Annotated in this window: 24 protein-coding genes; 20 read left to right on the forward strand and 4 right to left on the reverse strand. The window is 72.9% G+C overall.

What is annotated here, in order from left to right; genetic code table 11:
- Positions 1–79 precede the first annotated feature (79 nt).
- Together ACZ7DY_RS15540 and ACZ7DY_RS15545 are read left to right on the forward strand one after the other, a co-directional pair.
- Positions 80–1,120: an alpha/beta fold hydrolase gene (locus tag ACZ7DY_RS15540; protein ID WP_471135078.1), complete on the forward strand. Its 1,041-nt coding sequence runs from the start codon at positions 80–82 to the stop codon at positions 1,118–1,120.
- A 55-nt stretch (positions 1,121–1,175) separates the two neighbouring features.
- Complete coding sequence (locus ACZ7DY_RS15545; protein ID WP_471135081.1) at positions 1,176–1,610, forward strand: hypothetical protein; 435 nt, start codon at positions 1,176–1,178, stop codon at positions 1,608–1,610.
- Between the two features lie 45 nt (positions 1,611–1,655).
- Here ACZ7DY_RS15545 and ACZ7DY_RS15550 read toward each other — a convergent pair whose 3' ends face one another.
- Positions 1,656–2,531 (reverse strand): helix-turn-helix domain-containing protein, encoded by an 876-nt coding sequence (locus tag ACZ7DY_RS15550; RefSeq protein WP_471135083.1) that lies wholly within the window; start codon positions 2,529–2,531, stop codon positions 1,656–1,658.
- Positions 2,532–2,906: 375 nt separating this feature from the next.
- Here ACZ7DY_RS15550 and ACZ7DY_RS15555 point away from each other — a divergent pair, with 375 nt between their 5' ends.
- The 3 genes from ACZ7DY_RS15555 (at position 2,907) to ACZ7DY_RS15565 (ending at position 6,960) form a co-directional block, all read left to right on the forward strand.
- Complete coding sequence (locus ACZ7DY_RS15555) at positions 2,907–4,619, forward strand: dihydroxyacetone kinase family protein (RefSeq protein WP_471135086.1); 1,713 nt, start codon at positions 2,907–2,909, stop codon at positions 4,617–4,619.
- 488 nt (positions 4,620–5,107) lie between these two features.
- Positions 5,108–5,683, forward strand: coding sequence for a TetR/AcrR family transcriptional regulator (locus ACZ7DY_RS15560; protein WP_471135088.1), 576 nt, complete (start codon positions 5,108–5,110; stop codon positions 5,681–5,683).
- Positions 5,684–5,727: 44 nt separating this feature from the next.
- On the forward strand, positions 5,728–6,960 hold the full coding sequence (locus ACZ7DY_RS15565) for a GDSL-type esterase/lipase family protein (RefSeq protein WP_471135090.1): 1,233 nt from the start codon (positions 5,728–5,730) through the stop codon (positions 6,958–6,960).
- 12 nt (positions 6,961–6,972) lie between these two features.
- Here the strand turns inward: ACZ7DY_RS15565 and ACZ7DY_RS15570 are convergent, their stop codons facing one another.
- Positions 6,973–7,887, reverse strand: a complete 915-nt coding sequence (locus ACZ7DY_RS15570; RefSeq protein ID WP_471135092.1) for a GAF and ANTAR domain-containing protein — start codon at positions 7,885–7,887, stop codon at positions 6,973–6,975.
- Positions 7,888–8,293: 406 nt separating this feature from the next.
- Here ACZ7DY_RS15570 and ACZ7DY_RS15575 point away from each other — a divergent pair, with 406 nt between their 5' ends.
- The 7 genes from ACZ7DY_RS15575 to ACZ7DY_RS15605 all read left to right on the forward strand — a co-directional run bounded on the left by ACZ7DY_RS15575 (position 8,294) and on the right by ACZ7DY_RS15605 (position 15,235).
- The gene (locus ACZ7DY_RS15575; protein ID WP_471135094.1) at positions 8,294–9,430 is read left to right on the forward strand and encodes an LLM class flavin-dependent oxidoreductase; all 1,137 of its coding nucleotides are present in this window, start codon (positions 8,294–8,296) and stop codon (positions 9,428–9,430) included.
- Entirely contained in the window at positions 9,430–10,476 is a 1,047-nt protein-coding gene (locus tag ACZ7DY_RS15580) for an alpha/beta hydrolase (RefSeq protein ID WP_471135096.1), read from the forward strand. Before ACZ7DY_RS15575 ends, ACZ7DY_RS15580 begins: the two co-directional genes overlap by 1 nt.
- An 81-nt stretch (positions 10,477–10,557) precedes the next feature.
- Complete coding sequence (locus tag ACZ7DY_RS15585; RefSeq protein WP_471135099.1) at positions 10,558–11,961, forward strand: DUF6421 family protein; 1,404 nt, start codon at positions 10,558–10,560, stop codon at positions 11,959–11,961.
- Between the two features lie 26 nt (positions 11,962–11,987).
- Positions 11,988–12,728: an SDR family NAD(P)-dependent oxidoreductase gene (locus ACZ7DY_RS15590; protein WP_471135102.1), complete on the forward strand. Its 741-nt coding sequence runs from the start codon at positions 11,988–11,990 to the stop codon at positions 12,726–12,728.
- Between the two features lie 35 nt (positions 12,729–12,763).
- On the forward strand, positions 12,764–13,834 hold the full coding sequence (locus ACZ7DY_RS15595; protein WP_471135105.1) for a threonine aldolase family protein: 1,071 nt from the start codon (positions 12,764–12,766) through the stop codon (positions 13,832–13,834).
- 101 nt (positions 13,835–13,935) lie between these two features.
- A complete protein-coding gene (locus ACZ7DY_RS15600) occupies positions 13,936–14,535 on the forward strand; it encodes a transglutaminase-like domain-containing protein (protein WP_471135108.1) in 600 nt (199 codons plus the stop codon).
- Positions 14,536–14,548: 13 nt separating this feature from the next.
- The gene (locus ACZ7DY_RS15605; protein WP_471135109.1) at positions 14,549–15,235 is read left to right on the forward strand and encodes a B3/B4 domain-containing protein; all 687 of its coding nucleotides are present in this window, start codon (positions 14,549–14,551) and stop codon (positions 15,233–15,235) included.
- A gap of 57 nt (positions 15,236–15,292) precedes the next feature.
- On the opposite strand, the gene ACZ7DY_RS15610 is transcribed toward ACZ7DY_RS15605, so the two are convergent.
- On the reverse strand, positions 15,293–16,021 hold the full coding sequence (locus tag ACZ7DY_RS15610; protein ID WP_471135111.1) for a lysophospholipid acyltransferase family protein: 729 nt from the start codon (positions 16,019–16,021) through the stop codon (positions 15,293–15,295).
- Positions 16,022–16,227: 206 nt separating this feature from the next.
- Here ACZ7DY_RS15610 and ACZ7DY_RS15615 point away from each other — a divergent pair, with 206 nt between their 5' ends.
- From ACZ7DY_RS15615 to ACZ7DY_RS15630, 4 genes are all read left to right on the forward strand, one after another.
- Complete coding sequence (locus tag ACZ7DY_RS15615) at positions 16,228–16,572, forward strand: thioredoxin family protein (RefSeq protein ID WP_471135113.1); 345 nt, start codon at positions 16,228–16,230, stop codon at positions 16,570–16,572.
- 233 nt (positions 16,573–16,805) lie between these two features.
- Positions 16,806–17,315, forward strand: coding sequence for a flavin reductase family protein (locus ACZ7DY_RS15620; protein WP_471135116.1), 510 nt, complete (start codon positions 16,806–16,808; stop codon positions 17,313–17,315).
- 232 nt (positions 17,316–17,547) lie between these two features.
- Entirely contained in the window at positions 17,548–18,333 is a 786-nt protein-coding gene (locus ACZ7DY_RS15625) for an electron transfer flavoprotein subunit beta/FixA family protein (protein ID WP_471135118.1), read from the forward strand.
- A gap of 59 nt (positions 18,334–18,392) precedes the next feature.
- Complete coding sequence (locus ACZ7DY_RS15630) at positions 18,393–19,355, forward strand: electron transfer flavoprotein subunit alpha/FixB family protein (protein WP_471135120.1); 963 nt, start codon at positions 18,393–18,395, stop codon at positions 19,353–19,355.
- A gap of 60 nt (positions 19,356–19,415) precedes the next feature.
- Here the strand turns inward: ACZ7DY_RS15630 and ACZ7DY_RS15635 are convergent, their stop codons facing one another.
- On the reverse strand, positions 19,416–20,315 hold the full coding sequence (locus ACZ7DY_RS15635) for an endonuclease/exonuclease/phosphatase family protein (RefSeq protein ID WP_471135121.1): 900 nt from the start codon (positions 20,313–20,315) through the stop codon (positions 19,416–19,418).
- A 247-nt stretch (positions 20,316–20,562) separates the two neighbouring features.
- On the opposite strand from ACZ7DY_RS15635, the gene ACZ7DY_RS15640 reads away from it, so the two are divergent.
- From ACZ7DY_RS15640 to ACZ7DY_RS15655, 4 genes are all read left to right on the forward strand, one after another.
- Positions 20,563–21,855, forward strand: coding sequence for a DUF6986 family protein (locus ACZ7DY_RS15640; protein ID WP_471135124.1), 1,293 nt, complete (start codon positions 20,563–20,565; stop codon positions 21,853–21,855).
- A 74-nt stretch (positions 21,856–21,929) separates the two neighbouring features.
- Positions 21,930–23,720 carry a serine/threonine-protein kinase gene (locus ACZ7DY_RS15645; RefSeq protein WP_471135126.1) on the forward strand — a complete coding sequence of 597 codons (1,791 nt, stop codon included), beginning with the start codon at positions 21,930–21,932 and terminating at the stop codon, positions 23,718–23,720.
- Between the two features lie 103 nt (positions 23,721–23,823).
- Positions 23,824–24,462, forward strand: coding sequence for an HAD family hydrolase (locus ACZ7DY_RS15650; RefSeq protein WP_471135128.1), 639 nt, complete (start codon positions 23,824–23,826; stop codon positions 24,460–24,462).
- A gap of 321 nt (positions 24,463–24,783) precedes the next feature.
- Entirely contained in the window at positions 24,784–24,984 is a 201-nt protein-coding gene (locus tag ACZ7DY_RS15655) for a hypothetical protein (protein ID WP_471135131.1), read from the forward strand.
- The last annotated feature ends 63 nt before the right edge of the window (positions 24,985–25,047 follow it).

The following is a 25,047-nucleotide window of genomic DNA, read 5'->3' on the forward strand; positions in this document are numbered from 1 at the left end:
CGGCAACGAACGTCGCCGCACCGCGCACGCGCGCCGCATGATCGTGGTCCGAGCCGTCGCCGGAGCCCCAGGAGGGTCCATGTCCCAGCCCCAGACCTCGTCCGCCGCGGACCGCACACACCGCATCGTCGCCTCGCCCGCCGGCCGGATCCACCTGGTGGAGCAGGGCTCCGGTCCCCTCGTCCTGCTGGTCCACGGGTTCCCCGAGTCCTGGTACTCCTGGCGCCACCAGCTGCCCGCCCTGGCGGCGGCCGGCTACCGCGCGGTCGCCATCGACGTGCGCGGCTACGGCCGCTCGTCGGCGCCAGGCGAGAGCGCCGCGTACCGGATGCTCGAACTCGTCGAGGACAACGCCGCCGTGGTGCGCGCGCTCGGCGAGGAGAGCGCGGTGATCGTGGGCCACGACTGGGGCGCGACGATCGCCGCGCACTCCTCGCTGCTCAGGCCGGACGTCTTCCGTGCGGTCGCCCTGCTGAGCGTCCCGTACACACCGCCCGGCGGCCCGCGGCCCGGCGAGGTGTTCGCGGGGATGGGCGGCGACGAGGAGTTCTACGTCTCGTACTTCCAGGAGCCCGGCCGCGCCGAGGCCGAGATCGAGCCGGACGTCCGGGGCTGGCTCGCCGGCTTCTACGCCGCGCTCTCCGCGGACACCATGCCGGGACCGGACGCACCCGACCCGCACTTCGTCAGCCGCGGCGGGCGGCTGCGCGACCGCTTCCCCGAGGGCCGGCTGCCCGGCTGGCTCGGCGAGGACGACCTCGACGTCTACGCGGGGGAGTTCGAGCGGACGGGCCTGACCGGCGCCCTCAACCGCTACCGCAGCATGGACCGGGACTGGGAGGACCTGACGCCCGGGTACACGGGCGCCCCGGTCACCCAGCCGTCGCTGTTCGTCGGGGGCGCCCTGGACGCCTCCACCACCTGGCTCGCCGCCGCGATCGAGGCGTTCCCCCACACCCTCCCGGGCCTGCGCTCCTCGCACATCCTCGACGGCTGCGGCCACTGGGTCCAGCAGGAACGCCCCGCCGAGGTCAACCGGCTCCTGACCGACTGGCTCGCCGACCTGCCGACCGTGCAGGGATCCGACGGTCCGGCTGCCCGGCCATCCGTCGTAGGGTGACGGCTTGATGGCCTGATCGCTTGACGGCAGACGCGGGGGGCGAGGGGTGGGCGAGGTGCGGCGTGCCCGGGGGGCCCGGCGCCCGGCCGGGCGGGTGGTCGCGATCGTCCTGTGGGCGGTGGCCCTGGTCGCCTTCGCCCTGCCGCTGCGCCACGCCGTCCTCGCCACGCACACCTACGTGTCCGGGTACTGGGCGACGGTCACCGACGGGGACGAGCTCGACGACTTCGCGTGGCGGGACCCGGGTGGCCGCACCGTGCGCGGCCCCATCCGGGGCGTCCCCGAGGACGGCGTCTGGGACGAGGAGGGGGAGGGCACCAGCGACATCACCGGCGACCGGGTCTGGGTGTCCCGGCGGGGCGACGCCCACATCAGCGAGTCGCCCGCCGAGCAGGAGATGGTCATCGGCTACGCGGGGGCGGGCGCCGTCCTCGGCGTCGTACTGCTGGTGGTGCGCGCCAGGTACCAGGCCCGCGCGGCCCGGGACTGAGCGCCACGGGACTGAGTGGCCCTCGCCGGGGCCCCCGGCGGCGCCTCAGGGAAAGACGACTGCGGGGTCGGCCGGGGTGAGGATCAGCCAGCGCAGCGACGTGTCGCCGAAGCGGCCGTACTCCGTGACCCGCACGTCGACGGGTTCGGGCGCCACCAGCGGGAAGTACATCGGACGCGGCACGGATCCGGCGCCGTCGGTGTCATCGGTGTCGTCGGCATGGCCGACGTGCGGGCCGTCTCCCCGGCCCCCGGCCGTACGGCCCCAGAGCCCGGAGTCCGGGTCCGCCGTGCGGTCCCAGAGCTCGGCGACGCCCGGGGCGCGGCGCACGGTCCGCACCACCTCGTCCAGCCGCTCGTTCCGCGGCCACCGCTGCCAGGCCAGCCGCAGCCGGCCGAGCAGCGGAGCGGCCCACCGGGTCTCCCACTCGCGCAGCTGATACCGCGCCTCGGGGGAGAACGCCCAGGTCATGACGTTGGCGTCCGGGCGGGCCAGCCAGGGGCAGTGGCGGGCCGCCACCGCGTTGACGGCGACCACGTCCCAGGCCTGGTCGCAGAGCCAGCTGACCCGGCGCTGCTGGTGCAGCAGGTCGAGCATGGCCGCGTCGGGCCGCGCGGCACCGGCCGGGCGTCTCGGCGGCTGGTGGCCGGTGCCGCGGTAGAGGGCGGTCGCCTGCCGTGGGGAGAGGCCGAGGATCCGTACGACACCGTCGATCATCTCGCGGGCGTAGCCGCGGTCCTCGCCCCGCTCCAGGGCGCGGTACCAGCGCTCGGAGACGCCGAGCAGCAGGGCCATGTCGAGCTGGGTGAGGTAGCTGCGGTGGCCGCGGAACGGTACGGGCCCGGGCAACTTGCCGGGGTCCCGCGCCATCCGCCAGGCGCGCACCATCCGCCCCAGATCCTCGCGTCGTGCGTCCGGCAACGGTAAAGACCTCGCAAAGATGGGGCTGTCGTACGGAGGGTGCCGCGCGCCCGCCGCGGATCACGGCCGGGCCGGGGCACGGTGTCAGCCTCGCACACGCGAGGCGCGGACCGGAACGGAGGAGTGCCGGTAGGTGTGCGTGCCGACCTTGGGACGAGACGTACGGAGAGGGTGAGCGCCCCACCACCCGGCACCGCCGGAACGGCTCGGTACCGGTCGGCGGCCCGTCGTCCGCCCCGCGCGCCTCCGAGGCCGCCCCGCCCGTCCCGGATCCGCACAACCAAAGATCCACACACCCGCAGATCCGAACACCCGCAGATCCGAACACCCGAGATCCGCACACCCACAGATCCGCGCCCACCCACGGAGATCACGATGAGCCACTTCCTGCCGGAGACCGACGCCGTGCTGACCGCCGCCCGGGGACTGGCCCTGGCCCATTCCGGCCTGATCGAGGTGAACAGCAGCCCCCTCTACCTGCGGGCGCGTGACGCCGATCCGGCCCGCACCGTCGCCCTGGTCTCGGGCGGCGGCTCCGGGCACGAGCCGCTGCACACCGGGCTCCTCGGCCGGGGTGGCCTGGACGCCGTCTGCCCCGGCGAGATCTTCGCCTCCCCGCACAACCGCCAGATCTACGAGGCGAGCGCGGCGGCCGCCAAGAGCGACGGCGTCCTGCACATCGTCAAGAACTACACCGGCGACGTCATCAACTTCCAGATCGCCGCGGAGCGCCTGCGCCACGACGGCATCCCCGTCGCCACGGTCCTCGTCGACGACGACCTGGCCACCGACAGCGCGGACAGCGCGACCGGCCGCCGGGGCACCGCCGCCACCGTCGTCGTCGAGAAGCTCCTCGGCGCCGCCGCCGACCGGGGCGCCACCCTGGAGGAGCTCGCCGACCTGGGCCGGCGGATCGTCGCCCGGTCCCGCAGCATCGCGGTCGCCGCCCGCGCCCAGACCTCGCCCACCACGGTGGACCCCGCCTTCACGCTGGACCGCGGGACCCTCGACTACGGCGTCGGCATCCACGGCGAACGCGGCACCCGCACCATCGCGCGGCCCGCCATCGGCGACCTCGTCCGGCGCATGACCGACGACCTGCTCGACGCGCTGCCCGAGGGGCCCGACGAGGTGCTCGCCCTCGTCAACGGCCTCGGCGCCACCACCGAGTTGGAGCTGAACGCCATCGCGGTGCTGCTGAGCGACGAACTCACCGCGCGCGGCCTGCGGCCCGTCCTGGTCGTCCCCGGCACCTTCACGGCGGCCCTGGACATGGCCGGCTTCTCCCTCACCCTCACCCGGCTCGAAGAGGGCTGGGCGGATCTGTGGACCGCGCCCACCCGCACCCCGCTCGTCCTGCCGCGCCCCTCACTCGCCCCCGGCACCCCCGCGCCGGCCCGCACGGAGACCACCGACACCCCGACGCGCGCAACGCGAACTGCCGGCGACCGCGCCCTGCTCGACCGGTACGCCCTCACCGTCACGCAGGTCCGCGACAACCTCACCAAGCTCGACCAGCTCGTCGGCGACGGTGACTTCGGCGACAACCTCGCCGGCGGCGTACGGCGTGCGGTGAAGCTGGCGGACGAGAGCGGGATGGACGGCACCGCCGCGCTCGCCGACGCCTTCCTCAACGACGTCGGCGGCACCAGCGGCCCGCTCTTCGGGCTCCTCTTCCAGCACCTGGCCACCGCGACCACGGCCGACGGCGGCGCCCCGACGGTCGCCGCGCTCGCCCGGGCCGCCGCGGCCGGGCACGACGCCATCCACCGCGTGGGCGGCGCGGTCCCCGGCGACTGCACGCTGGTCGACGCCCTCGCGCCCGCCGCCGAGTCGCTGGCCGCCGCCCAGGACGCCGCCGCCGAGGCGCCGTTCACCGAGGCCGCGCAGGCGGCCATCCGGGGCGCCCTGGCCACCGCATCGCTGCGCCCCCGGCGCGGGCGGGCCAGCTACGTCGGGGACCACGCGCTCGGCGTCCCGGACCCCGGCGCGCTGGCCGTGGCCCTGCTCTTCATGGCCCTGGCCGACATCCACGAGCCCGCCACCGCCCCGCGTCTCCCCGCCCCCGGCCACATCACGGTGCCCTGACCAGCCGAAGCCAGAGGGGGGCCGGTCCGGCGCTTCAACCGCACCGCCACGGAACGCGCGGGCGTGCTCCACGACCGCTGTCCCGGCCGCGACCGGCCCCTCGACGAGGCGCGGCCGCCGGGGACCGACGGCCTCGCCCCCGTCGAACCGCACCCCGGCGACCGCCGGGTCCCTACGGTCCGGCTGACCGCGACGGACCGTGCCGAGCGCCCCCTGCCCGACACCACCAGCGACGAACTCGCCGGCGCCCTCCTCACCCCGCTCAACGACGCGCGGCGCGTCCGCCTCGTAACCGCCCCGGCCGAGGCCGACCGGCTCCCGACCGGCACCTGCTGCCCGACGCGGGCGGGCTGCGCCCCCCGAGCGGCCTGTTCCTCGTCGCCAGAGCGGCCTCGGCTTCCACCTAACCTACGAACCAATTTGCCTAAACCCTTTAGGCAAATGCATACTCAGTGTAGGAGGACACCGAATCCGCTGAGGGGAACACCATGGTGCGCGTGGGACTGACCACGGAACGTCTGATCCGGGCGGGGGCCGAGCTCGCCGACGAGGCAGGCTTCGACCAGGTGACCGTCTCGGCGCTCGCCCGGCGCTTCGACGTCAAGGTCGCGAGCCTGTACTCGCACGTCAAGAACTCGCAGGACCTCAAGACCGGCATCGCCCTGCTCGCGCTCGCGGAACTCGCCGACCGGGGCGCCGACGCGCTGGCCGGCCGCGCGGGCAAGGACGCCCTGGCCGCCCTGGCGAACGTCTACCGCGACTACGCCCGCGAGCACCCCGGCCGCTACGCCGCCGCCCAGCTGCGGCTCACCCCGGAGGCCGCCGCGGCCAGCGCCGGCGGCAGGCACGCGGAGATGACGCGCGCGATCCTGCGCGGATACGACCTGACCGAACCGGACCAGACCCACGCGGTCCGCCTCCTCGGCAGCGTCTTCCACGGCTACGTGAGTCTGGAGCTCGGCGGCGGGTTCAGCCACAGCGCGCCCGACTCACAGGAGACCTGGACGCGCGTCATCGACGCCCTCGACGCCCTCCTGCGCAACTGGCCGGCCCCGACCCCTTGAGGACCCCCGCCGGCCCACCCCACTTCGAACGACAGGCTGAAGCAATGAACGACAACGCATCGAACGCGGCCACCGACACGGCACCCGAGCCGGCCCCCGGCGCCGGGCAGCACGGGTTCACCACGCCCGTCACCGCCGGACTCCTGCGCGGCGCCCTGGACGTCGAGCGCACCGAGCGCGGCGTACTGCCCCACCGGCTCCCCGCCCGGGCCCGCGCGCAGAACACCGACGGGCAGCTGGCCATGGCCGAGTCCCAGCCCTCCGGCGTACGCCTGGCCTTCCGTACCCGCGCCACCACCGTCGAACTCGAGACGCTGCCCACCAAGCGCGTCTACACGGGCGCCCCGCCCCGCCCGGACGGCGTCTACGAACTGCTCGTCGACGGCCGCCTGGCCGGCCGGGAAACCGCCGACGGCGGCAACGTCCTGACCATCGACCTGTCCACCGGGACCTTCGCACACACCGCGGGCGAGCCCTGCGCGGTGCGCTTCGCCGAGCTGCCCGACGGCATGAAGGACCTCGAGCTCTGGCTGCCGCACAACGAGACCACCGAACTGCTCACCCTGCGCACCGACGCCCCCGTCGAGCCCGCACGGGACCCGGGCCGCAAGGTCTGGCTGCACCACGGCAGTTCGATCAGCCACGGCTCCGACGCGGCGGGCCCCACCACGATCTGGCCCGCGCTCGCCGCGGCGCGCGGCGGCGTGGAACTGATCAACCTGGGCCTGGCCGGCAGCGCCCTGCTCGACCCGTTCACCGCCCGCGCCCTGCGGGACACCCCCGCGGACCTGATCAGCGTCAAGATCGGCCTCAACCTGGTCAACTCCGACCTGATGCGGCTGCGCGCCTTCACCCCGGCGGTGCACGGCTTCCTCGACACCATCCGCGAGGGGCACCCGGACGCCCCGCTGCTCGTCGTCTCGCCGATCCTCTGCCCCATCCACGAGGACACCCCGGGCCCCAGCGCACCGGACTTCAGCAACCTCGGCGAGGGACGGCTGCTCTTCAAGGCCATGGGCGACCCGGCGGAGAAGGCCGCCGGAAAGCTGACGCTCAACGTCATCCGTGACGAGCTGGCCCGGATCGTGGCGGAGCGCGCGGCCGACGACCCGCACCTGCACTACCTCGACGGCCGCGAGCTCTACGGCACGGCGGACGCCGCCGAACTGCCGCTGCCCGACCAGCTCCACCCGGACGCGGCCACCCACCGGCTCATGGGCGAGCGCTTCGCCGAGCGGGTCTTCACCGCGGGCGGCGCCTTCGCGCACGGCGGGTGACGCGGCGGGGGACTACCTGCGGGAGGACAGCGCGAGCCGGTGCAGGTCGTGCAGCGCGTCGACGAGCACGGTGCGCCGGTGCCACTTGATCCAGCCGCCGATGGCGCGGCTCGTGGTGTGCAGGGCCCGCAGCTGGGCGGGGGTGAAACCGGCCAGGGGGTCGGCATGGTGGGACGAGATCACTCCGCGGACGGTGTTCTGGTCGTCGACGAGCGGGATGCTGTGACAGGCGCGGCTGCCCGCGGAGAGGATCACCCGCCGGGTGTCGTCGTCGAAACCGGGCGACGACTCCACCTCCTTGACGGTGACCTGGTGGCTCGAGGCGGCGGCCCGGGAGCACGAGGTGTTCCCGTCGACGAACGCGAAGTAGTCGGTGAACTGCCGGGGCAGCCCGGCGTGCTTCGCCATGCGCAGGACGTCGTCCTCGACCAACTGCACGTTCCCCATGTCCGTACCGGTGACGGTCATGACGTGGCGCAGCGCGGCACCGAGGACCTCGCCCTGGTTCCTCGCGTCGAGCGAACCGGCGTGGAGGGCCGCCAGGTCGGGCAGCGGCTGCGCGATCCGCTGGAGCGGCCAGGCCTCGGAGCCCGGCGGCGGGCCCGGGGTGCGGACCACCGCCGAGGCGAGCTGGTGCAGCTTGATGTTGGCCCGCTGCGAGGCCTGGCGCAGGAGCGTGAAGGCGGCCTGCGGGTCGGTGAGCCGGTAGCGCTCGACGAGGATGCCCTCGGCCAGCGCGACCCTGGCGCGCGCCCGCGACTGGACCCGCAGTTCGGACACCTGGTCCCGCAGCAGCTCGGCCGCCGCCCTCAGCTCCTCCACCTCGTCCCGGCGGGAGGGTGGCTCCTGGCCGGCGGAGTCCCTGGGGGCGGGCACCTGCCGCGAGGAGGGTTTTCTCTCGGGCTGGGGTGCGGACGAAATGGTCAAGCTGTCTCCCACGGCGGCACCCTGCTCCGGCCGCCTCGTTGTTCCACGAGCAGCTGCGGCCCCGCGCGACGGCGGTCGCCGTGCCCGATCCGTCCACCGGAAAGGGCCTGCTCCTTCACACGTCCGTGACGTTAACCCGGCCGGCTCGCGATGTCATGCCCGGCCCGCACCCTCGGACGGGCCGCCGTGGCGGTACCCGCGCGGGACAAGGGCACCGCCGTCACCTCGGACGATGTGCCGTTCCCCACAGACCGGGATCCGACGACCGGGAATACCCGTGCCGCATCCCTTGCGAGTTCTGCATATGACGACTAGTCATATGGCGAATCGAAACACCGGCAGGAGCACAGGTTCACGCACAGGTCATGCCGCACCGGCACCGAGGGCACATCACCCTGGAGGGCACGTGAAGTTCTCCGTCATCTTCGAGGCACAGCTCGCCGACCCCACCGTCGAGCGCGAGCACCAGGTCATCCGCGACAGCGTCGAACAAGCCGTGTTCGCGGAGGAGATGGGGTTCGACCGCGTCTGGGCGGTCGAGCACCACTCCCTCAAGTGGTACGCGCACATGAGCGCCCCGGAAATCTTCCTGACCTGGGTCGCCGCGCGCACGACCACCATCAGGATCGGCCACGGCGTCGTCTGCATGCCGTTCAACTTCAACCACCCGGCCCGCGTCGCCGAGCGCGCCGCCATGCTGGACCTGCTCTCCGGCGGACGGCTCGACCTCGGCGCGGGCCGGGGCGGCACCGCGCAGGAGACGTCACTGTGCGGCGTCGACAAGGAACGTACGGCCCAGGAGGTCGAGGAGGCGCTGCGGATCATCGGCAAGGCCTGGGAGAAGGAGGAGCTGGAACACCACGGCGAGCTGCTCGACATCGCCCCGCACCCCATCCTGCCGCGCCCCGCGCAGACCCCGCACCCGCCCCTCTTCCTCGCGTGCAGCAGGACCGAGACGCTGACGCAGGCGGCCGAGCTCGGCATCGGCGCCCTCGTGATGGGCTTCGCGGGCCCCGAGGCGATCGCCGGGATGCGCCGGGCGTACGACACCGCCGTCGCGGAGCGCACCGGCGGGCGCCTCGTGTCGAGCGTCGTCAACGACCACTTCTCCGTGCTCTGCCCCACGATCGTGCTCGACGACCGGGAGACGGCGCGCCGGGTCGGCCTGCGCGGGCAGCGGTTCTTCGCGCAGTCCATCGGGTACTGGTACGGCGGCTCGGGCATCCCCGACGAGGCGGTCGTGGAGGGCGGCGACGAGGCGGCGAAGATGCGCGAGGCGGCCGAGCAGGTCGTCGCCCGGCTGCACGAGCAGAACATTCCGGTGCGGCCGACTTCGACCGCCACGTTCAACGCCGACCACGCCTACGGCACCGCGGACGACGCCATCGCCTACGTCGAGCGCCTGCGCGACGCGGGGGCCGACGAGATCATGTGCCTCATCCAGATGGGCACCGTCCCGCAGGAGGCGTGCCTGGAGACCCTGCGGCAGTGGGGTGAGAAGGTCATCCCGCACTTCCGCGCCCGAGAAGCGGTCGCCGGCTGATGCGGCCCGGCCCCGCCGACCGCCGCCCGGGCCCCGACACGCCCGCGCCGGACCGCCTCGACCCCCTCGCCCGCCCCCTCGTGGACGCCCTGACCGCAGCCTTCCCGGACCTGGGTGGCGTCGTCACCGACGCCGTCGAGGCCCGGCGGATCCTCGCCGCGGCGCCCGCCCCCACGAAGGCGCCACCCGCCGTCGCGTCGGTGACGGACCGGGTGGTGCCGGGGCCGCCGGGCGCACCCGACATTCCCGTACGCGTCTACCTGCCCGACCCGCAGCCGCATCCGGGGCCCCGCCCGACCGTCGTCTTCTTCCACGGGGGCGGTTACACCCTCTGCGGGCTCGACTCGCACGACGCCACGGCCCGCCGCCTGACCGCACGCTCCGGCGCCGCCGTGGTCTCGGTCGACTACCGCCTCGCCCCGGAACACCGCTTCCCCGCGGCCGTCGACGACGCGTACGCCGCCCTGTGCTGGGCCGCCGGCGAGAGCGCCGCGCTCGGCGGTGACCCGGGCCGCCTCGTCACCGCCGGGGACAGCAGCGGCGGCGGGCTCGCCGCCGCCGCCGCGCTCCGGGCCCGGGACGAGGGCGGGCCCGCCCTCGCGCTCCAGGTGCTGCTCTACCCAGTGCTCGACGCCGCCCAGGACACTTTCTCGTACCGGCAGAACGCCCGCGGATACTTCCTCACCGCCGCGCACATGCGCTGGTACTGGCGGCAGTACCTCGGCCCCGGCGGCGACGGCGCGCACCCGCTGGCCTCGCCGCTGCGGGCCGCCGACCTCACCGGTCTGCCGCCGGCGCACGTCGTCACCGCGGGCTGCGATCCGCTGCGCGACGAGGGGCTGGCCTACGCGGAGCGCCTGCGCGCGGCCGGAGTGCCGGTCACCGCGGCCCACTGGCCGCGCATGTTCCACGGATTCCTCGGCTTCCCGGAACTGCTGCCCGACGCGAACAGGGCCTGGGCGGGCGTGGCGGCGGCGGTCGCATCGGCCGGGCCGCCGGAGCCGCACAGGAAAAACTGCGGTCGAGTGGGGGGTGACACAGGATGATTTCCCGAGATCCCCCTTGTCCCGGTGAACCTCGCGCGCATACGGTGTCCTGACGCGAGGTTCTCCCGTGGAGGATGGGTTATGACGGAAATTCTTGTGCAGTCGGGTACGGAGGGCGCGGTTCCTGCCGCCGAAGAGCGGGTGGTGGACCACCCGGCGTGGCCGGTGCTCAAGGACGCCGTGGAGGACATCCGGCCCTGGCAGTCGGCGGACGGCTCCATCGACTTCGACGCGGACGGCGCCCCGGCGCGGAGCATCGCCGAACTCGCCGTGGACCGCGTCATATCCGCCGTCGAGGAGCTCTCCCCGCTCCTCCCGCACGACGCCGCCTACCATCGCGCGCTCGTCGCGGACCTGCGCCGCTGGGCCGACGACGGCTTCCGGGTGCCGGACTTCCTCGACTCGCTCCTCGCCTTCCAGCCCGCCGCGGACCGCAGGGACGGCCTGCAGCACCTCGTCGTCTTCCCGATGTACACGCAGAACGGCAACCCCGACCGCAACCTCGAAGCGGTCGTGCTGCGCATGGTCTGGCCCGACTGGCTGGCCGAGCTGGAGCGCACCCGTTACGACAACCCGCTCTTCTGCGGCATCACCTTCGAGGACTTCACCGCGGGGTACGACACGAACTCCGCCGTCCTCTTCCCCGAGACCATCGCCGTGCGCGAGGCCCCCGAGCGCTTCTCCTGGGGCGGCATCTTCTGCGACCGCGAGGCGGCCCGCTTCCGCCGCGTCACCGAGGCCGCCGTGGAGCTCCTCGGCCTCGAACTGCCCGACGACATCCGCGCGATGGTCGGCGACCAGGACCGCTGCGAGCAGGCGTTCGTGCTCTGGGACATGGTCCACGACCGCACCCACAGCCACGGCGACCTGCCGTTCGACCCGTTCATGATCAAGCAGCGCCAGCCGTTCTGGATGTACGGCCTGGAGGAGCTGCGCTGTGACCTCACCGCCTTCAAGGAGGCCGTGAAGCTGGAGGCCGAAGGCGTCCCGCAGGCGCGCGACGTCCAGTACGCCGTGCTCTTCGACCGGATGTTCCGCTTCCCGGTCACCGGCGACCGCGTCAAGAACTACGACGGCCTCGGCGGCCAGCTCCTCTTCGCCTACCTCCACAAGCACGACGTGGTCCGCTGGACCGACAACAAGCTCCGCATCGACTGGGAGCGCGCGCCGCAGATCACCAACCAGCTCTGCGGCGAGATCGAGGAGCTGTACCGCGCGGGCATCGACCGCCCCAAGCTGGTCCACTGGTTCGCCGCCTACGACCTGGTCTCCACCTACCTCGCCCCGCACCCCGGATCGCGCTGGGCCAAGGGCCCGGACGCCCTCGACACGTCGCTGCCGCCGCGCAAACTCGTCGACGAGGTGCTTCCCGACGAGTTTCCGCTCAGCATGTTCTATGAGGCGCTCTCCAAGAAGCTGAAGCACGTGATCGCCTCCACCAAGGGGATCACCGCTTCCTCGGGCGCCGAGAAGGCCGCCGCGTGAGCGGCCGCCAGGAGGAGGCGAGGACCATGTCCGCACTTGATGGAGCCGTGGTCGCGGTGGCCGGAGCCGCCGGAGCCGCGGGGCGTGCCACCCTGCTCAGGCTGGCCGAGGCGGGAGCCACGGTCGTGGCCTCGGACGCCGATCCCGCGCGCCTGGCCGAAGCGGTGGACGCCGCGCGGTACGCGCACGGCGGCGCGACCGTCATCGGCGACACCGTCGACCTCCTCGACCTGGACGCGGCCCGCGAGTGGGCGACGCGCACCGAGAAGGAGTTCGGGCGGATCGACGGCCTGGTGCACCTCGTCGGCGGCTGGCGCGGCAGCAAGAGCTTCGCCGAGACCGACCTCGCCGACTGGGACCTCCTGGAGAAGCTCCTGATCCGCACCGTGCAGCACACCTCCCTCGCCTTCGAGGAGGGGCTGCGGCGCAGCGACCGCGGGCGGTATCTGCTGATCAGCGCCGCGGGCGCGAGCAAGCCGACCGCGGGCAACGCGGCGTACGCGGCCTCCAAGGCGGCGGCTGAGGCCTGGACGCTCGCCCTCGCCGACGCCTTCCGCAAGGCGGGGGGCGAGGACGGGCCGCGCGCCGCGGCTGCGATCCTGGTGGTCAAGGCGCTGGTGCACGACGCGATGCGCGCGGAGCGGCCCAACGCGAAGTTCGCGGGCTTCACGGACGTCAAGGAGCTGGCCGAGGCCATCGCCGGCGTCTGGGAGCGGCCCGCCGGGGAAGTGAACGGAAACCGCCTGTGGCTGACCGAGAAGCCGTGACCGCACGCGACACGACCACGCGTACCGGAGACCCCGTGAACCCCCCGAAGACCGACGCCCGGCGCCACCACGACCCGGACGTCCGCGGCTTCGCCAGCGACAACTACGCGGGCGGCCACCCGGAGGTCATGGCCGCCCTCGCGCTCGCCAACGGCGGCCACCAGGTCTCGTACGGCGAGGACGAGTACACGGAAAACCTCCAGCAGGTGATCCGCGGCCACTTCGGCCCGACCGCGGAGGCCTTCCCGGTCTTCAACGGGACGGGTGCCAACGTCGTCGCGCTCCAGGCGGTCGCCGACCGCTGGGGCGCGGTGATCTGCGCGGAGTCCGCGCACATCAACGTGGACGAGGGCGGCGCCCCCGAGCGGATGGCCGGCCTCAAGCTGCTGACCGTGCCCACGCCCGACGGTAAGCTCACCCCCGAGCTGATCGACAAGCAGGCGTTCGGCTGGGACGACGAGCACCGCGCCATGCCGCAGGTCGTCTCGATCGCGCAGAACACCGAGCTGGGCACGCTCTACACGCCCGACGAGATCCGCGCGATCTGCGACCACGCCCACCAGCTCGGCATGAAGGTGCACCTCGACGGCGCCCGGATAGCCAACGCGGCGGCCGCCCTCGACGTCCCCATGCGGACGTTCACCAACGCGGTCGGCGTCGACATCCTGTCGCTGGGCGGTACGAAGAACGGCGCGCTCTTCGGCGAGGCCGTCGTGGTCATCAACCAGGACGCCGTCCGCCACATGAAGCACCTGCGCAAGATGTCCATGCAGCTCGCCTCGAAGATGCGGTTCGTCTCGGTGCAGCTTGAGGCGCTGCTCGCCAAGGACCTGTGGCTGCGCAACGCCCGGCACGCCAACGCGATGGCACAGCGCCTCGCCGAGGGCGTCCGGTCCGTGCACGGCGTGGAGATCCTCTACCCCGTGCAGGCCAACGCCGTCTTCGCCCGCCTGCCGCACGACGTGACGGAGCGGCTGCAGAAGCGCTACCGCTTCTACTTCTGGGACGAGGCGGCGGGCGTCGTCCGCTGGATGTGCTCGTTCGACACGCGCGAGGAGGACGTCGACGGATTCCTCGCGGCGCTCAAGGAAGAGATGGCGCGCTGACGCGGCGTCCCTGAGCCGACTCGGCCTCGCCGACCGCATAGGTATGCGGCTGACCGTAAAGTCATTGACGTGCGGTCGGCCGCGTTCCTACGCTCCCGGGCATGCAGCTGATCCAGGAAAACCCTGACCTGTCCGCGTACTTGGCCGCGGACGAGGTAGTCGACCACCACCACCCGCTGGTCCGCGAGACGGCGGCAGGTCTTGCAAAGTCATCCGCCGATACGTGCGCGTATGCCCGCGCCGCCTTCGAGTTCGTGCGCGACGCGATTCCGCACTCCCAGGACTCCGGCCGCATGGAGGTCACCTGGCGCGCCTCCGACGTCCTGCGGGAGCGCACCGGCATCTGTACCGCCAAGTCTCACGCCTTGGCCGCCCTGCTGCGCGCCGAGGACATCCCGACGGCGTTCTGCTACCAGCGGCTGCGGGACGACAACGCCGGCGGCGGATACGCCCTGCACGGCCTCGTCGCCGTACGGCTCGACGGCGCCTGGCACCGGCAGGACCCGCGCGGCAACATCCCGGCCGGCGTCGACGCGCAGTTCCGGCCCGGCGAGGAGCGGCTGGCCTGGCCGGTCGATACAAAGTCCAATGAAGTGGACTACCCGGTCCTCTATGCTGAACCGAGACCGGCGGTCCTCCGCGCGCTCAAGGAAGCCCCGGACCGGCCGCACCTCTGGCAGATCTACCCCTCGGAACTGTGAGGCACGACGGACCATGACCTTCGATCCGACCGTCTCCGACGACGTGCGCGCCCTCGCGCCCGGCTTCACCCACCTCGTGATCGAGGCCCGCGGACTCGTCAACGGCCCCAGCACCGACGCCACGTCGGCCCTGCTCGACGACGCCGCCCGCCGGCTCGCCGTACGCCTCGACGGTCGCGCCCCGCACGAGGACCCGCACATGGCCGCCTGGCGCGCCGCCTACCAGGCGTTCGGCGCGAAGCCCTCCCGTACCCGCAACTCCGCCGAGGCCCTGGCCAGGCGGACGCTCACCGCCGGCGGCCTGCCCAGGATCAACACCCTCGTCGACCTCTACAACGCGGTCAGCGTGGCCCACCTGATCCCGGTCGGCGGCGAGGACCTGGACCTGATCAAGGGCGGCATGCGCCTGGTGCGGGCCACCGGCGACGAGGAGTTCGTCACCGCCGCCGCGGGGGAGCGGACCGTCGAGCACCCCGAGGCGGGCGAGGTCGTCTGGTGCGACGACGAGCGCGTCACCTGCCGCCGCTGGAACTGGCGCCGGGGCCCTCGCACCCGCCTCACCGAGGGCTCCGTGAACGCGGTCTTCCTCCTGGAGGGCATGGGGCCGGGCGCCGGGCTCGAGGTCGCGGGCGCCGAACTCGCCGAGCTCCTGGAGAAATGCGCCCCCGGCGCGCGGATCACCGTCCGCGCGCCGCAATGACGAAGGGGCCGGTGACGAAGGGGCCGGTGACGAAGGGGTCGATGACGAAGCGGCCGGTCAGGTCGCCTCGGCGGCCTTCACCTCGGCCGGGGTGGGCGCCGTGCCACCGAGGTGCGCCGGCATCCACCACGTGTCGTCCGGACCCTTGGGGCGCACCGGGTACGCGCGCTGCGCGGCCTCCAGGAGCTCCTGGCAGCGCTCGCGCAGGCGCCGCGTGATCGCGCCCGCGTACTGGTCCTTGGGCGCCTCCACCGGCTCGCCGACACGGATCGTGATCGGCAGGTGGCTGCGCTTGAAGTTGCGGGGGTGCCCCTTGGTCCACAGCCGCTGCGTGCCCCACAGGGCCATCGGGATCAACGGCACCCCGGCCTCCTGGGCCAGGCGCGCGGCGCCGGATTTGAACGTCTTCAGCGTGAACGACTGCGAGATCGTCGCCTCGGGGAAGACCCCGATGATCTCCCCGGAACGCAGCGAGTCCAGGGCGTGCGCGTAGGCGGCCTCGCCCTGCTTGCGGTCGACGGGGATGTGCTTCATCCCACGCATCAGCGGACCCGAGATCTTGTGCCGGAACACCGATTCCTTCGCCATGAAGCGCACCAGACGCTTCTGCGGAAGGGCGGCGAGACCGTCGAAGATGAAGTCGAGATAGCTGATGTGATTGCTCACCAGGACCGCACCGCCGGAGCGTGGGATGTTCTCCGACCCCTTGCAGTCGATCTTCAGGTCCCATGCCTTGAACAGGGTTTTCGCGGCACCGATGACCGGACGGTAAACAAGCTCTGCCATGGGTGGGGAGGGCCCTTCGTTTCTGCCTGGGGAGGGGGCTCCCGGCGGGAGGTTACGCAGCCGTAGGTTTTTCGGCGTTGCGCAGATCGTGCCCCAAGAACGGACGGCTGACCAGCCTTGGTGCCCCGGATCCGCGAGATTCTCGTCACGTAGGAATGTTCCGGGCGCCCCGCATGCTGTACCGGGGAGGCAGCGGAACGAGGCCCATGGGGCGGGAGGTACAGGTGCCAGGAGGCGGGACCGGGCGGCGGCTCGGCGCGGCGGACATCGGGGAGCGGCTGGGGGCGCGGGCGACGCTCGTGCAGTTCTCCAGCGCCTTCTGCCAGCCTTGCCGGGCGACACGCAGAGTCCTCGCGGAGGTGGCCGCCCTGGTGCCAGGGGTCTCCCACGTGGAGATCGACGCCGAGGCCCGGCTCGAACTCGTACGGGAGCTGCGCGTCGAGAAGACACCTACCGTCCTCGTCCTGGACGCGGCCGGACACGTGGTGCGCCGCGCCGCGGGCCAGCCGCGCAAGGCCGATGTCATCGCCGCGCTCGGGGAGGCCCTGTGACGGACTGCTCCGCAGGTCACGCCAGGTGCGGGGAGCGAAGATCGTGACGCATCTTTCATCTCCGGGAAAGGACTTGACTGCATGCGGCAGCTGTCGCGAGCCTGCTCTCATGCCCCGCGATCTCCTTCTGTACGAGCGCGTCCACCTGGACCTCGCCCGCCACGCCAGCGCGCGCTGTCCGCGGTCCTGAGCCCCGACGTCTTCGCTCGCACCTCCGGCAGAAGGACAACTCCATGACGGCATCGTCAGCCCTCAGCGCCCCCCGGCTCGCCACCCCCGACCTGCTGCGCTCGGTCTTCCGGCAGCACGCCGCGGGTGTCGCCGTGATCACCGCCGCCCGGGGCTCCCACCCCGTCGGCTTCACCGCCACCTCGCTCACCTCGGTCTCCGCCGAGCCGCCGATGGTCTCGTTCGGCATCGGCACGGGCTCCTCCAGCTGGCCCGTGGTCTCCGAGGCCCGGCACGTCGGCGTCCACATACTCGGCGAGCACCAGCAGGAGCTCGCCGGCACGTTCGCGCGCAGCGGAGCCGACCGCTTCGGCGCGCCCACGCGGTGGCGCGAGGGGCCCGAGGGGGTGCCCGTGCTCGACGGGGCGCTCGCCTGGCTGGTCTGCCGGATCGTCGCGCGCGTGCCCGCGGGGGACCATCGGATCGTGCTGGCGGAGGCCGTCGTGGGCGACGGCTCCGAAGAGGGCCGCCCCCTCCTGTACCACCAGGGGCGCTTCAACGCGCTGCGCGACTGAGAGTTCCCGGTGGGCGGCGCTCAGGCCCGATTACGGAGCGTTGGGAAGGTCACAGTTCAAAGCGCTTGCTCAGCGGGAATGAACTGGGTGTACTCATGAGTAATATTTCGATCGGAGCGCGGGCCGCCCCGACCGGGATCCGCCGCTTCAGGCGCCTATGCTGCCTGCAAGAAGGCAGTGGCCACCAGCCGAGGCAGCAGCCCAGTAAAGACGATGCAGTAGGAGAGCCGGCGTGAGCTTGAGGATCGTTGTCTGTGTGAAGTACGTGCCCGACGCCACCGGCGACCGGCACTTCGCCGATGACCTGACCGTCGACCGCGACGACGTCGACGGCCTGCTGTCGGAGCTCGACGAGTACGCCGTCGAGCAGGCGCTGCAGATCGCCGACGAGGCCGACGACGCGGAGGTCACCGTCCTGACCGTCGGTCCCGAGGACGCCAAGGACGCGCTGCGCAAGGCGCTCTCCATGGGCGCCGACAAGGCCGTCCACGTCGAGGACGACGACCTGCACGGCTCCGACGTGATGGGCACCTCGCTGGTGCTCGCCAAGGCCATCGAGAAGACCGGTTACGACCTGGTCATCGCCGGTATGGCCTCCACCGACGGCACCATGGGCGTGCTGCCCGCGATCCTCGCGGAGCGCCTCGGCGTCCCGCAGGTCACGCTGCTCTCCGAGGTCTCCGTCGAGGACGGCACCGTCAAGGGCCGCCGCGACGGCGACGCCGCCAGCGAGCAGCTCGAGGCGTCCCTGCCGGCCGTCGTGTCCGTGACGGACCAGTCGGGCGAGGCCCGCTACCCGTCCTTCAAGGGCATCATGGCCGCCAAGAAGAAGCCGGTGGAGTCGCTCGACCTGGACGACCTGGACCTCGACGCCGAAGAGGTCGGCCTCGAGGGTGCCTGGACCAAGGTCGACTCCGCCGCCGAGCGTCCGGCCCGCACGGCCGGCACGATCGTCAAGGACGAGGGCGAGGGCGGCAAGCAGCTGGCCGAGTACCTCGCGGGCCAGAAGTTCATCTGAGCTTCAGTCACCCCCTCAACCGCCCCAACTTCTTCGTAATCGCAGGAGATTGAAGTCCCATGGCTGAAGTTCTCGTCTACGTCGACCACGTGGACGGCGCCGTCCGCAAGCCCACCCTGGAGCTGCTGACCCTGGCCCGCCGCGTCGGCGAGCCCGTCGCCGTCGCCCTCGGCCCCGGCGCCGAGGCCACCGCCGCCACGCTCGCCGAGCACGGCGCGGTCAAGGTCCTCACCGCCGACGCCCCCGAGTTCGCCGACTACCTCGTCGTGCCCAAGGTGGACGCGCTGCAGGCCGCGTACGAGGCCGTCTCCCCGGCCGCCGTGCTCGTGCCCTCCTCCGCCGAGGCCAAGGAGATCGCGGCCCGCCTCGCGGTCCGCATCGGCTCCGGCATCATCACCGACGCCGTCGACCTCGAGGCCGGCGACGAGGGCCCGGTGGCCACGCAGTCCGCGTTCGCCGCCTCGTACACCACCAAGTCCCGTGTCTCCAAGGGCACCCCGGTCATCACGGTCAAGCCGAACTCGGCCGCCGTGGAGGCCGCCCCCGCCGCGGGCACCGTCGAGGCCCTCACGGTCTCGTTCTCCGAGAAGGCCACCGGCACCAAGGTCGTCTCGCGCACCCCGCGCGAGTCGACGGGCCGCCCCGAGCTGACCGAGGCCGCGATCGTGGTCTCCGGCGGCCGCGGCGTCAACGGCGCCGAGAACTTCGCGATCATCGAGGCGCTCGCCGACTCGCTCGGTGCCGCCGTCGGCGCCTCGCGCGCCGCCGTCGACGCCGGCTGGTACCCGCACTCCAACCAGGTGGGCCAGACCGGCAAGTCGGTCTCCCCGCAGCTGTACATCGCCTCCGGCATCTCCGGCGCGATCCAGCACCGCGCCGGCATGCAGACCTCGAAGACCATCGTGGCCATCAACAAGGACGCCGAGGCCCCGATCTTCGACCTGGTCGACTACGGCGTGGTCGGCGACCTCTTCGAGGTCGTCCCCGCCCTCACCGAAGAGGTCAAGTCCCGCAAGGGCTGAGCCCGTCGGGTGTCCGAGGCCCTCGTCCCCGCCGTGCGCGGAGGCGAGGGCCTCGCCGCGTCAGAGCGTCAGGCTCGCCTGCACCGGCAGATGGTCGCTCGGGTACTCCCCGCCCAGCGTGAACGTGTTCACCGACGCCGAATGGACCTGCGCGCTCGGCCTCGTCAGGATCCAGTCGATGCGGGCGGCGTCCGGCACGGGCGGGTTGTAGCCGTGGAAGGTGCCGTACGCCTTGCCGCGCTCCTTGGCCGCGTCCCAGGTGTCGACGAGGCCGGCGGCCAGCAGCGTGTCGTACGCGGGGTTGTCGTGGGCCGCCGCGTTGAAGTCGCCCGTCACGACGAGCGGCAGCGACGCGTCGAGCCGGCCGATCCGCTCGGCGATCAGGGTGGCCGAACGGGCGCGGGAGTTCTGGCTGACGTGGTCCAGATGCGTGTTGAGGACGTAGAGCCCGCCGCCCGTGATCAGGTCGCGGAAGCGCACCCAGGTGACCATGCGGACCGCGGCGCCGCCCCAGGTGTTGGACGCGATCACGTTCGGGGTGTCGGAGAGCCAGAAGTGCTCGAACTCCAGCGGGACCAGTCTCCGGGTGTCGTAGAAGACGGCCATGAACTCGTCGCGGCTGCCGCCGCCGGTGCCCGTACCGACCCAGTCGTACTCCGCGCCGATGTCGGCCTGGATGTCCTGCAGCTGCGAGTACAGGCCCTCTTGGCTGCCGATGACGTGCGGCTTGGCGCGCAGCAGCAACTCCCGCATCACCGGGCGGCGCTCGGCCCAGGTGTGCGGCGGCTTGGCGCTCGCGTAGCGCAGGTTGAACGACATGACATCCAGACGCGCCTCGGGCGCGGCCGCGGCGTACGCCGGAGGCGCGGAGAGAGCCGTGCCGGCGAGAGGGAGAGCCGCCGCGGCCGCGGCGAGCGCGCGCAGACCGGAGCGGCGCGAGAAGGACGGGACGGTCGGCACAGGTCTCCTTGGGTACGGCTGCGCGGCCCGTGCCGGGCACACGCGTGTGGAGGGGGCGCCGCCACACTGTCGGTAACCGCCGCCCGGGGTGACCGGGACACGCGTGAAGCCGCGCGGTCGGCTACGGATGCAGCACAAGGGAAGGTGTTGACCAGCACGAAGCTCACGGATAACTTCGCTATACGGATTGTTGATTCCGTGGAGCGGAAATGCCGGGCGCGGCACCGAGCGTGTGGAGGATGCAGGAATGGGTCAGCAAGAGAAGGTGGCGACGAGCCTCGCCGGCGCGGTCAGCGAGGGCATCAGCGCTTCCCTCGCCCCCGTGGACGCGGAGCTCGCCCGCCGCTACCCCGGAGACCCCGGCACCCGCCAGCCCGTCCACACCGTGTACGTCCCCGGCGAGCAGTTCACCGCGGACTCGCTGCGCACGTGGGGCGACAAGGCCCTGGCGATGCTCGACGAGCACGCCCCGGACGCCGCCTCCTTCGCCGCCGTCCTCGGCCTGCAGGGCGACCTCGCCGACGCCGTCTACACGCGCGTGCGCGCCAAGCTGGAACGCGAGCCCATCGAAGACCTGCGCATCGACTTCGAGGACGGCTACAAGGGCGCCGACGAGGACCAGGACGCCGCCCGCGCGGCCCGCCTCGTCGCCGCGGCCTACCGCGACGGCACCGCGGCCCCGTACATGGGCATCCGCATGAAGTGCATGGAGGAGGCGGTACGCGACCGCGGCATCCGCACCCTCGACATCTTCCTGTCCGGCCTCATGGAGGCGGGCGGCCTCCCCGACGGACTCGTCCTGACGCTGCCCAAGGTGACCTACCCGGAGCAGGTCACCGCGATGGTGCGGCTCCTGGAGGAGTTCGAGAAGGCGCGCGGCCTGGAGCACGGCCGCATCGGCTTCGAGATCCAGATCGAGACCAGCCAGTCCATCCTCGCCACCGACGGCACCGCCGCCGTCGCCCGCATGATCCAGGCCGCCGAGGGCCGCGCCACCGGCCTGCACTACGGCACCTTCGACTACAGCGCCTGCCTCGGCGTGAGCGCCGCCTACCAGGCCAGCGACCACCCGGCCGCCGACCACGCCAAGGCCGTCATGCAGGTCGCCGCCGCCGGCACCGGAGTCCGCGTCTCCGACGGCTCCACCAACGTCCTGCCCGTCGGCACCACCGAGCAGGTCCACGACGCCTGGCGGCTGCACTACGGCCTCACCCGGCGCGCCCTGGCCCGCGCCTACTACCAGGGCTGGGACATGCACCCCGGCCACATCCCCACCCGCTACGCCGCGGTGTTCGCGTTCTACCGCGAGGGCTTCGAGGCGGCCGCCGCACGTCTGGCCGCCTACGCCGGCCACCACGAGGGCGGTGGCGTGGCCGACGAGCCCGCCACCGCCAAGGCCCTCGCCGGCTACCTGCTGCGCGGCCTCGACTGCGGCGCCCTCGACGCGGGCGAGGTGACCCGCCTCACCGGCCTCACCCTGGCCCGCCTCCAGGGCTTCTCGGGCCCGCGCCGCGGCGACCTCACGGTCTCGGGCAAGTAACACCCGCCGCCGCCCGTCACAGCTGCCCCGTACTCTGTACGCCACGGAAGTGGAGTCGCAGGAACGGGGCAGCGGTGCATTCGGGGGACCAGGAACAGACGGACGGGGTCGGCAGACTCCTCGCCGGGCGCTATCGCGTCGTCGCACGGCTCGGCCGCGGCGGCATGGGCGTCGTGTGGCGCGCCGTCGACGAGGTGCTGCACCGCGAGGTCGCGGTCAAGGAACTGCGCACGTACACGGACACGGCGGGCCCGGAACTGAACGACCTGCGCCTTCGGATGCAGCGCGAGGCACGGGCCGCCGCCCGCGTCCGTCACCCCGGAGTCGTCGCCGTGCACGACGTGGCGGAGGTCGAGGGACGGCCTCTCATCGTCATGGAGCTCGTCGACGGCCCCTCCCTGGACGACGTGCTGCGCGACCGCGGCACGCTCGACCCCCGCGAGGCCGCCGCCATCGGTGCCAAGGTCATGGAGGCACTGGCCGCCGCGCACCGGGCGGGCGTCCTGCACCGCGACGTGAAGCCGGGCAACATCCTCCTGGAGACCGGCGGCCGCGTCGTCCTCACCGACTTCGGCATCGCCACGATGGACGACCCCGGCGACGGCTCGGCCACCCACCTGACCCGCAGCGGCGAACTGGTCGGCTCGCTGGACTACTTGGCGCCCGAGCGCGCCCAGGGCAACGACCCGGGCCCGGCCTCCGACGTCTGGGCCCTCGGCGCCACGCTGTACGCCGCGGTGGAGGGCTCCTCGCCCTTCCGCCGTACGTCGACGTGGTCGACGCTCACCGCGATCGTCGTCGACCCGCTGCCCGAGCCGCGGCGCTCCGGCGCACTGACGCCCGTCCTGCGCCGCCTCATGGACAAGGACCCGCAGGCACGCCCGGACGCCGACCGTGCGCGGCTGCTGCTCGAGGAGGTGGCGGCCGCGCCGCACGGGCACGCGGCCGCTCCCGCGCCACGGGACCCCGCCCCGGGGCCGTACGGAACGACGGAGCGCAGCATCCCGAGCGCACCCCCGCCGGGCTTCGGGCCGCCGCCGCCCGCGCCGGTGCACCAGGGGCCGGCCCCTGTTCCCGGATCACCGGCGGCCCACGCCTCCCACGCGGAGCGGCAGGGCCCCGCCACCCCCGCGAGCCGGGCGGAGACCCGCGCCACGCGGCGCCCGCGCCGCGGCCGAGCCCTGCTCGCCGCCGTGGCGGTGGCCGTCGTCCTCGCGGCGACCGGCGTCACCGTGGCCGCCCTCAACGGCAAGGGGGAGGACGACGGGCAGAGGCGGCAGGACGTGGCGGCGGAAGGCGCGGGCTCGACCCAGGATGACGACAGCAACGGCCCGCTGGGCGGCGGGTCGAAGCGCCCCGCGCCCTCCGGCCAGGGCGACAAGAAGTCACGCGCACCGCACGCGGAGCCGTCCGGCGCCGGAAAGGGCGACAAGGACGGCAAGGGCGACAGGGGCGGCAAGGACCCGGCGGGCCGGCCCAAGGGTGACGGCAAGGGCAAGGACGGCGACACGTCGTCCTCGCGTCCCGACCCCACCGCCAAGCCGACCAAGGGGGCGGGCGGCGGGGGCGGCTCGGCGCCGGACCCCGTCTGTCATCCGGTGGGCGGCGGAAAGTACAACTGCGACGTGTGGCGCTCCGCGACGTCCTACACCGCGGGCGGCGCCCGTGCCGGCACCCTCAACGCGGGCACCAACTACTTCTACTGCCAGCAGAACCTGGGCCGCCGGGAGACGTACGGACAGTGGACGAACGTCTGGTGGGCCAAGACGGACGACGACAGCGGCAACACCGGCGTCTTCGTCAGCGACGTCTACCTCAAGGGCGGCGACAACGACAAGCCGCTGCCCGGCCTTCCCACCTGCTGAGCAGACACCCGGGCCGTCGATGGGATACCTTGCGGCGGCTGTATGTCATGGACCGGACATCCGCGCACCCTCGCCGGTGCGCAAGGAGAAGGGCGACGACGCCATGAACAGATCCGCCCCCAGGGGCCCGGTGTGGACGACCCTCGCGCTCGGCGCGGTCCTGGCGTCCACCGCACTCTGCGCTCCGGCCGGCGCGGCGGTACCGCCGGACGCGAGAGACGGCTCGGCGACGGCCTCCACCGCCCGGACGGGCACCGAACGCGGCTGCCCCGTCGTCTACTTCGACCTGGGCGAGACCCTGGTGCACACCTCCGACGACGGCGGGATCGGCTACCGGCCCGGAGCGGCCTCGTACCTGCGCGCCCTGCGCGCCCACCACATCAGGATCGGCCTGATCACCAACGTGCCGCCCGCCTGGGGCACGACCGACGCCGAGCGCGCCGCCCGGCTGAAGAAGGAGGTCGACGCCGCGTGGAGCGGCGCCACCCCCTTCGCCTGGCAGGACTTCGGCGACCGCATCCTCACCCCCCGCACCGAGGCGGAACGCAAACCGGCCACCGCCCTCTGGGAGCGCGCCAAGGCCGGCTCCGGCCACTGCCGGCTCGTCTACCAGGCGGAGACGGCCGAGGAAGTCGATGTCGCCGCCTCGCTCGGCTATGTGCCCTACCAGGTCGCACGGCCCCACCGCCCCGCGTACCTCCCGGTCGGCTTCATCGAACTCCTCGGCCGCATGCCCCGCTGACCCGGCGCCGCGCTGGCATGATGGCCTTCATGACTGCATACCGAAAGGCCGATGCCGCGTAGAGGGCCGGGTGCTGCGCGCGCCGAAGGGCGTGGCCCGCGTACCTGGGAGGTTCTGTCCTTCGACCAGATCCATGGGCTCTCTGTCCCCACCAGCCTTGCGATACATCGGGTGGAGTGGCGTCTGGGCGACTATTACGTCTACCCCGGCGCCACTGGGCGCGCGTTGCGGCGGTACCAAGAGTTCCTGGCACCGCAGAGACGCGACCCTCTCTATCCGCGGTACGCGCGGTGCTCGTGCCGCGGTTGTTCCTTCGACGACGTGCGGCATGCACGCGACGTGCTGGAACGGGTCCTCCAGGAACTGCCTGCCCGACCTCGCCTGGAGCTGAAGCGCCGCGTGCGGTTCCTGGACACCGCATACCTCGGGCGCACCTTGCCCGATCCCTTCGCCCATCAGCGACAGTGGCGCTCTGATCTGTGGTGGCGTCGCCGTCTCGCCGAGGGCGAGGAGGGCGGATGACGGCCTTCAGCAACCAAGTACGGCCGAGACGCCACTCCACCCGATGTATCGCAAGGCTGGCGG

This window comes from Streptomyces sp. NPDC037013, from assembly GCF_055607265.1.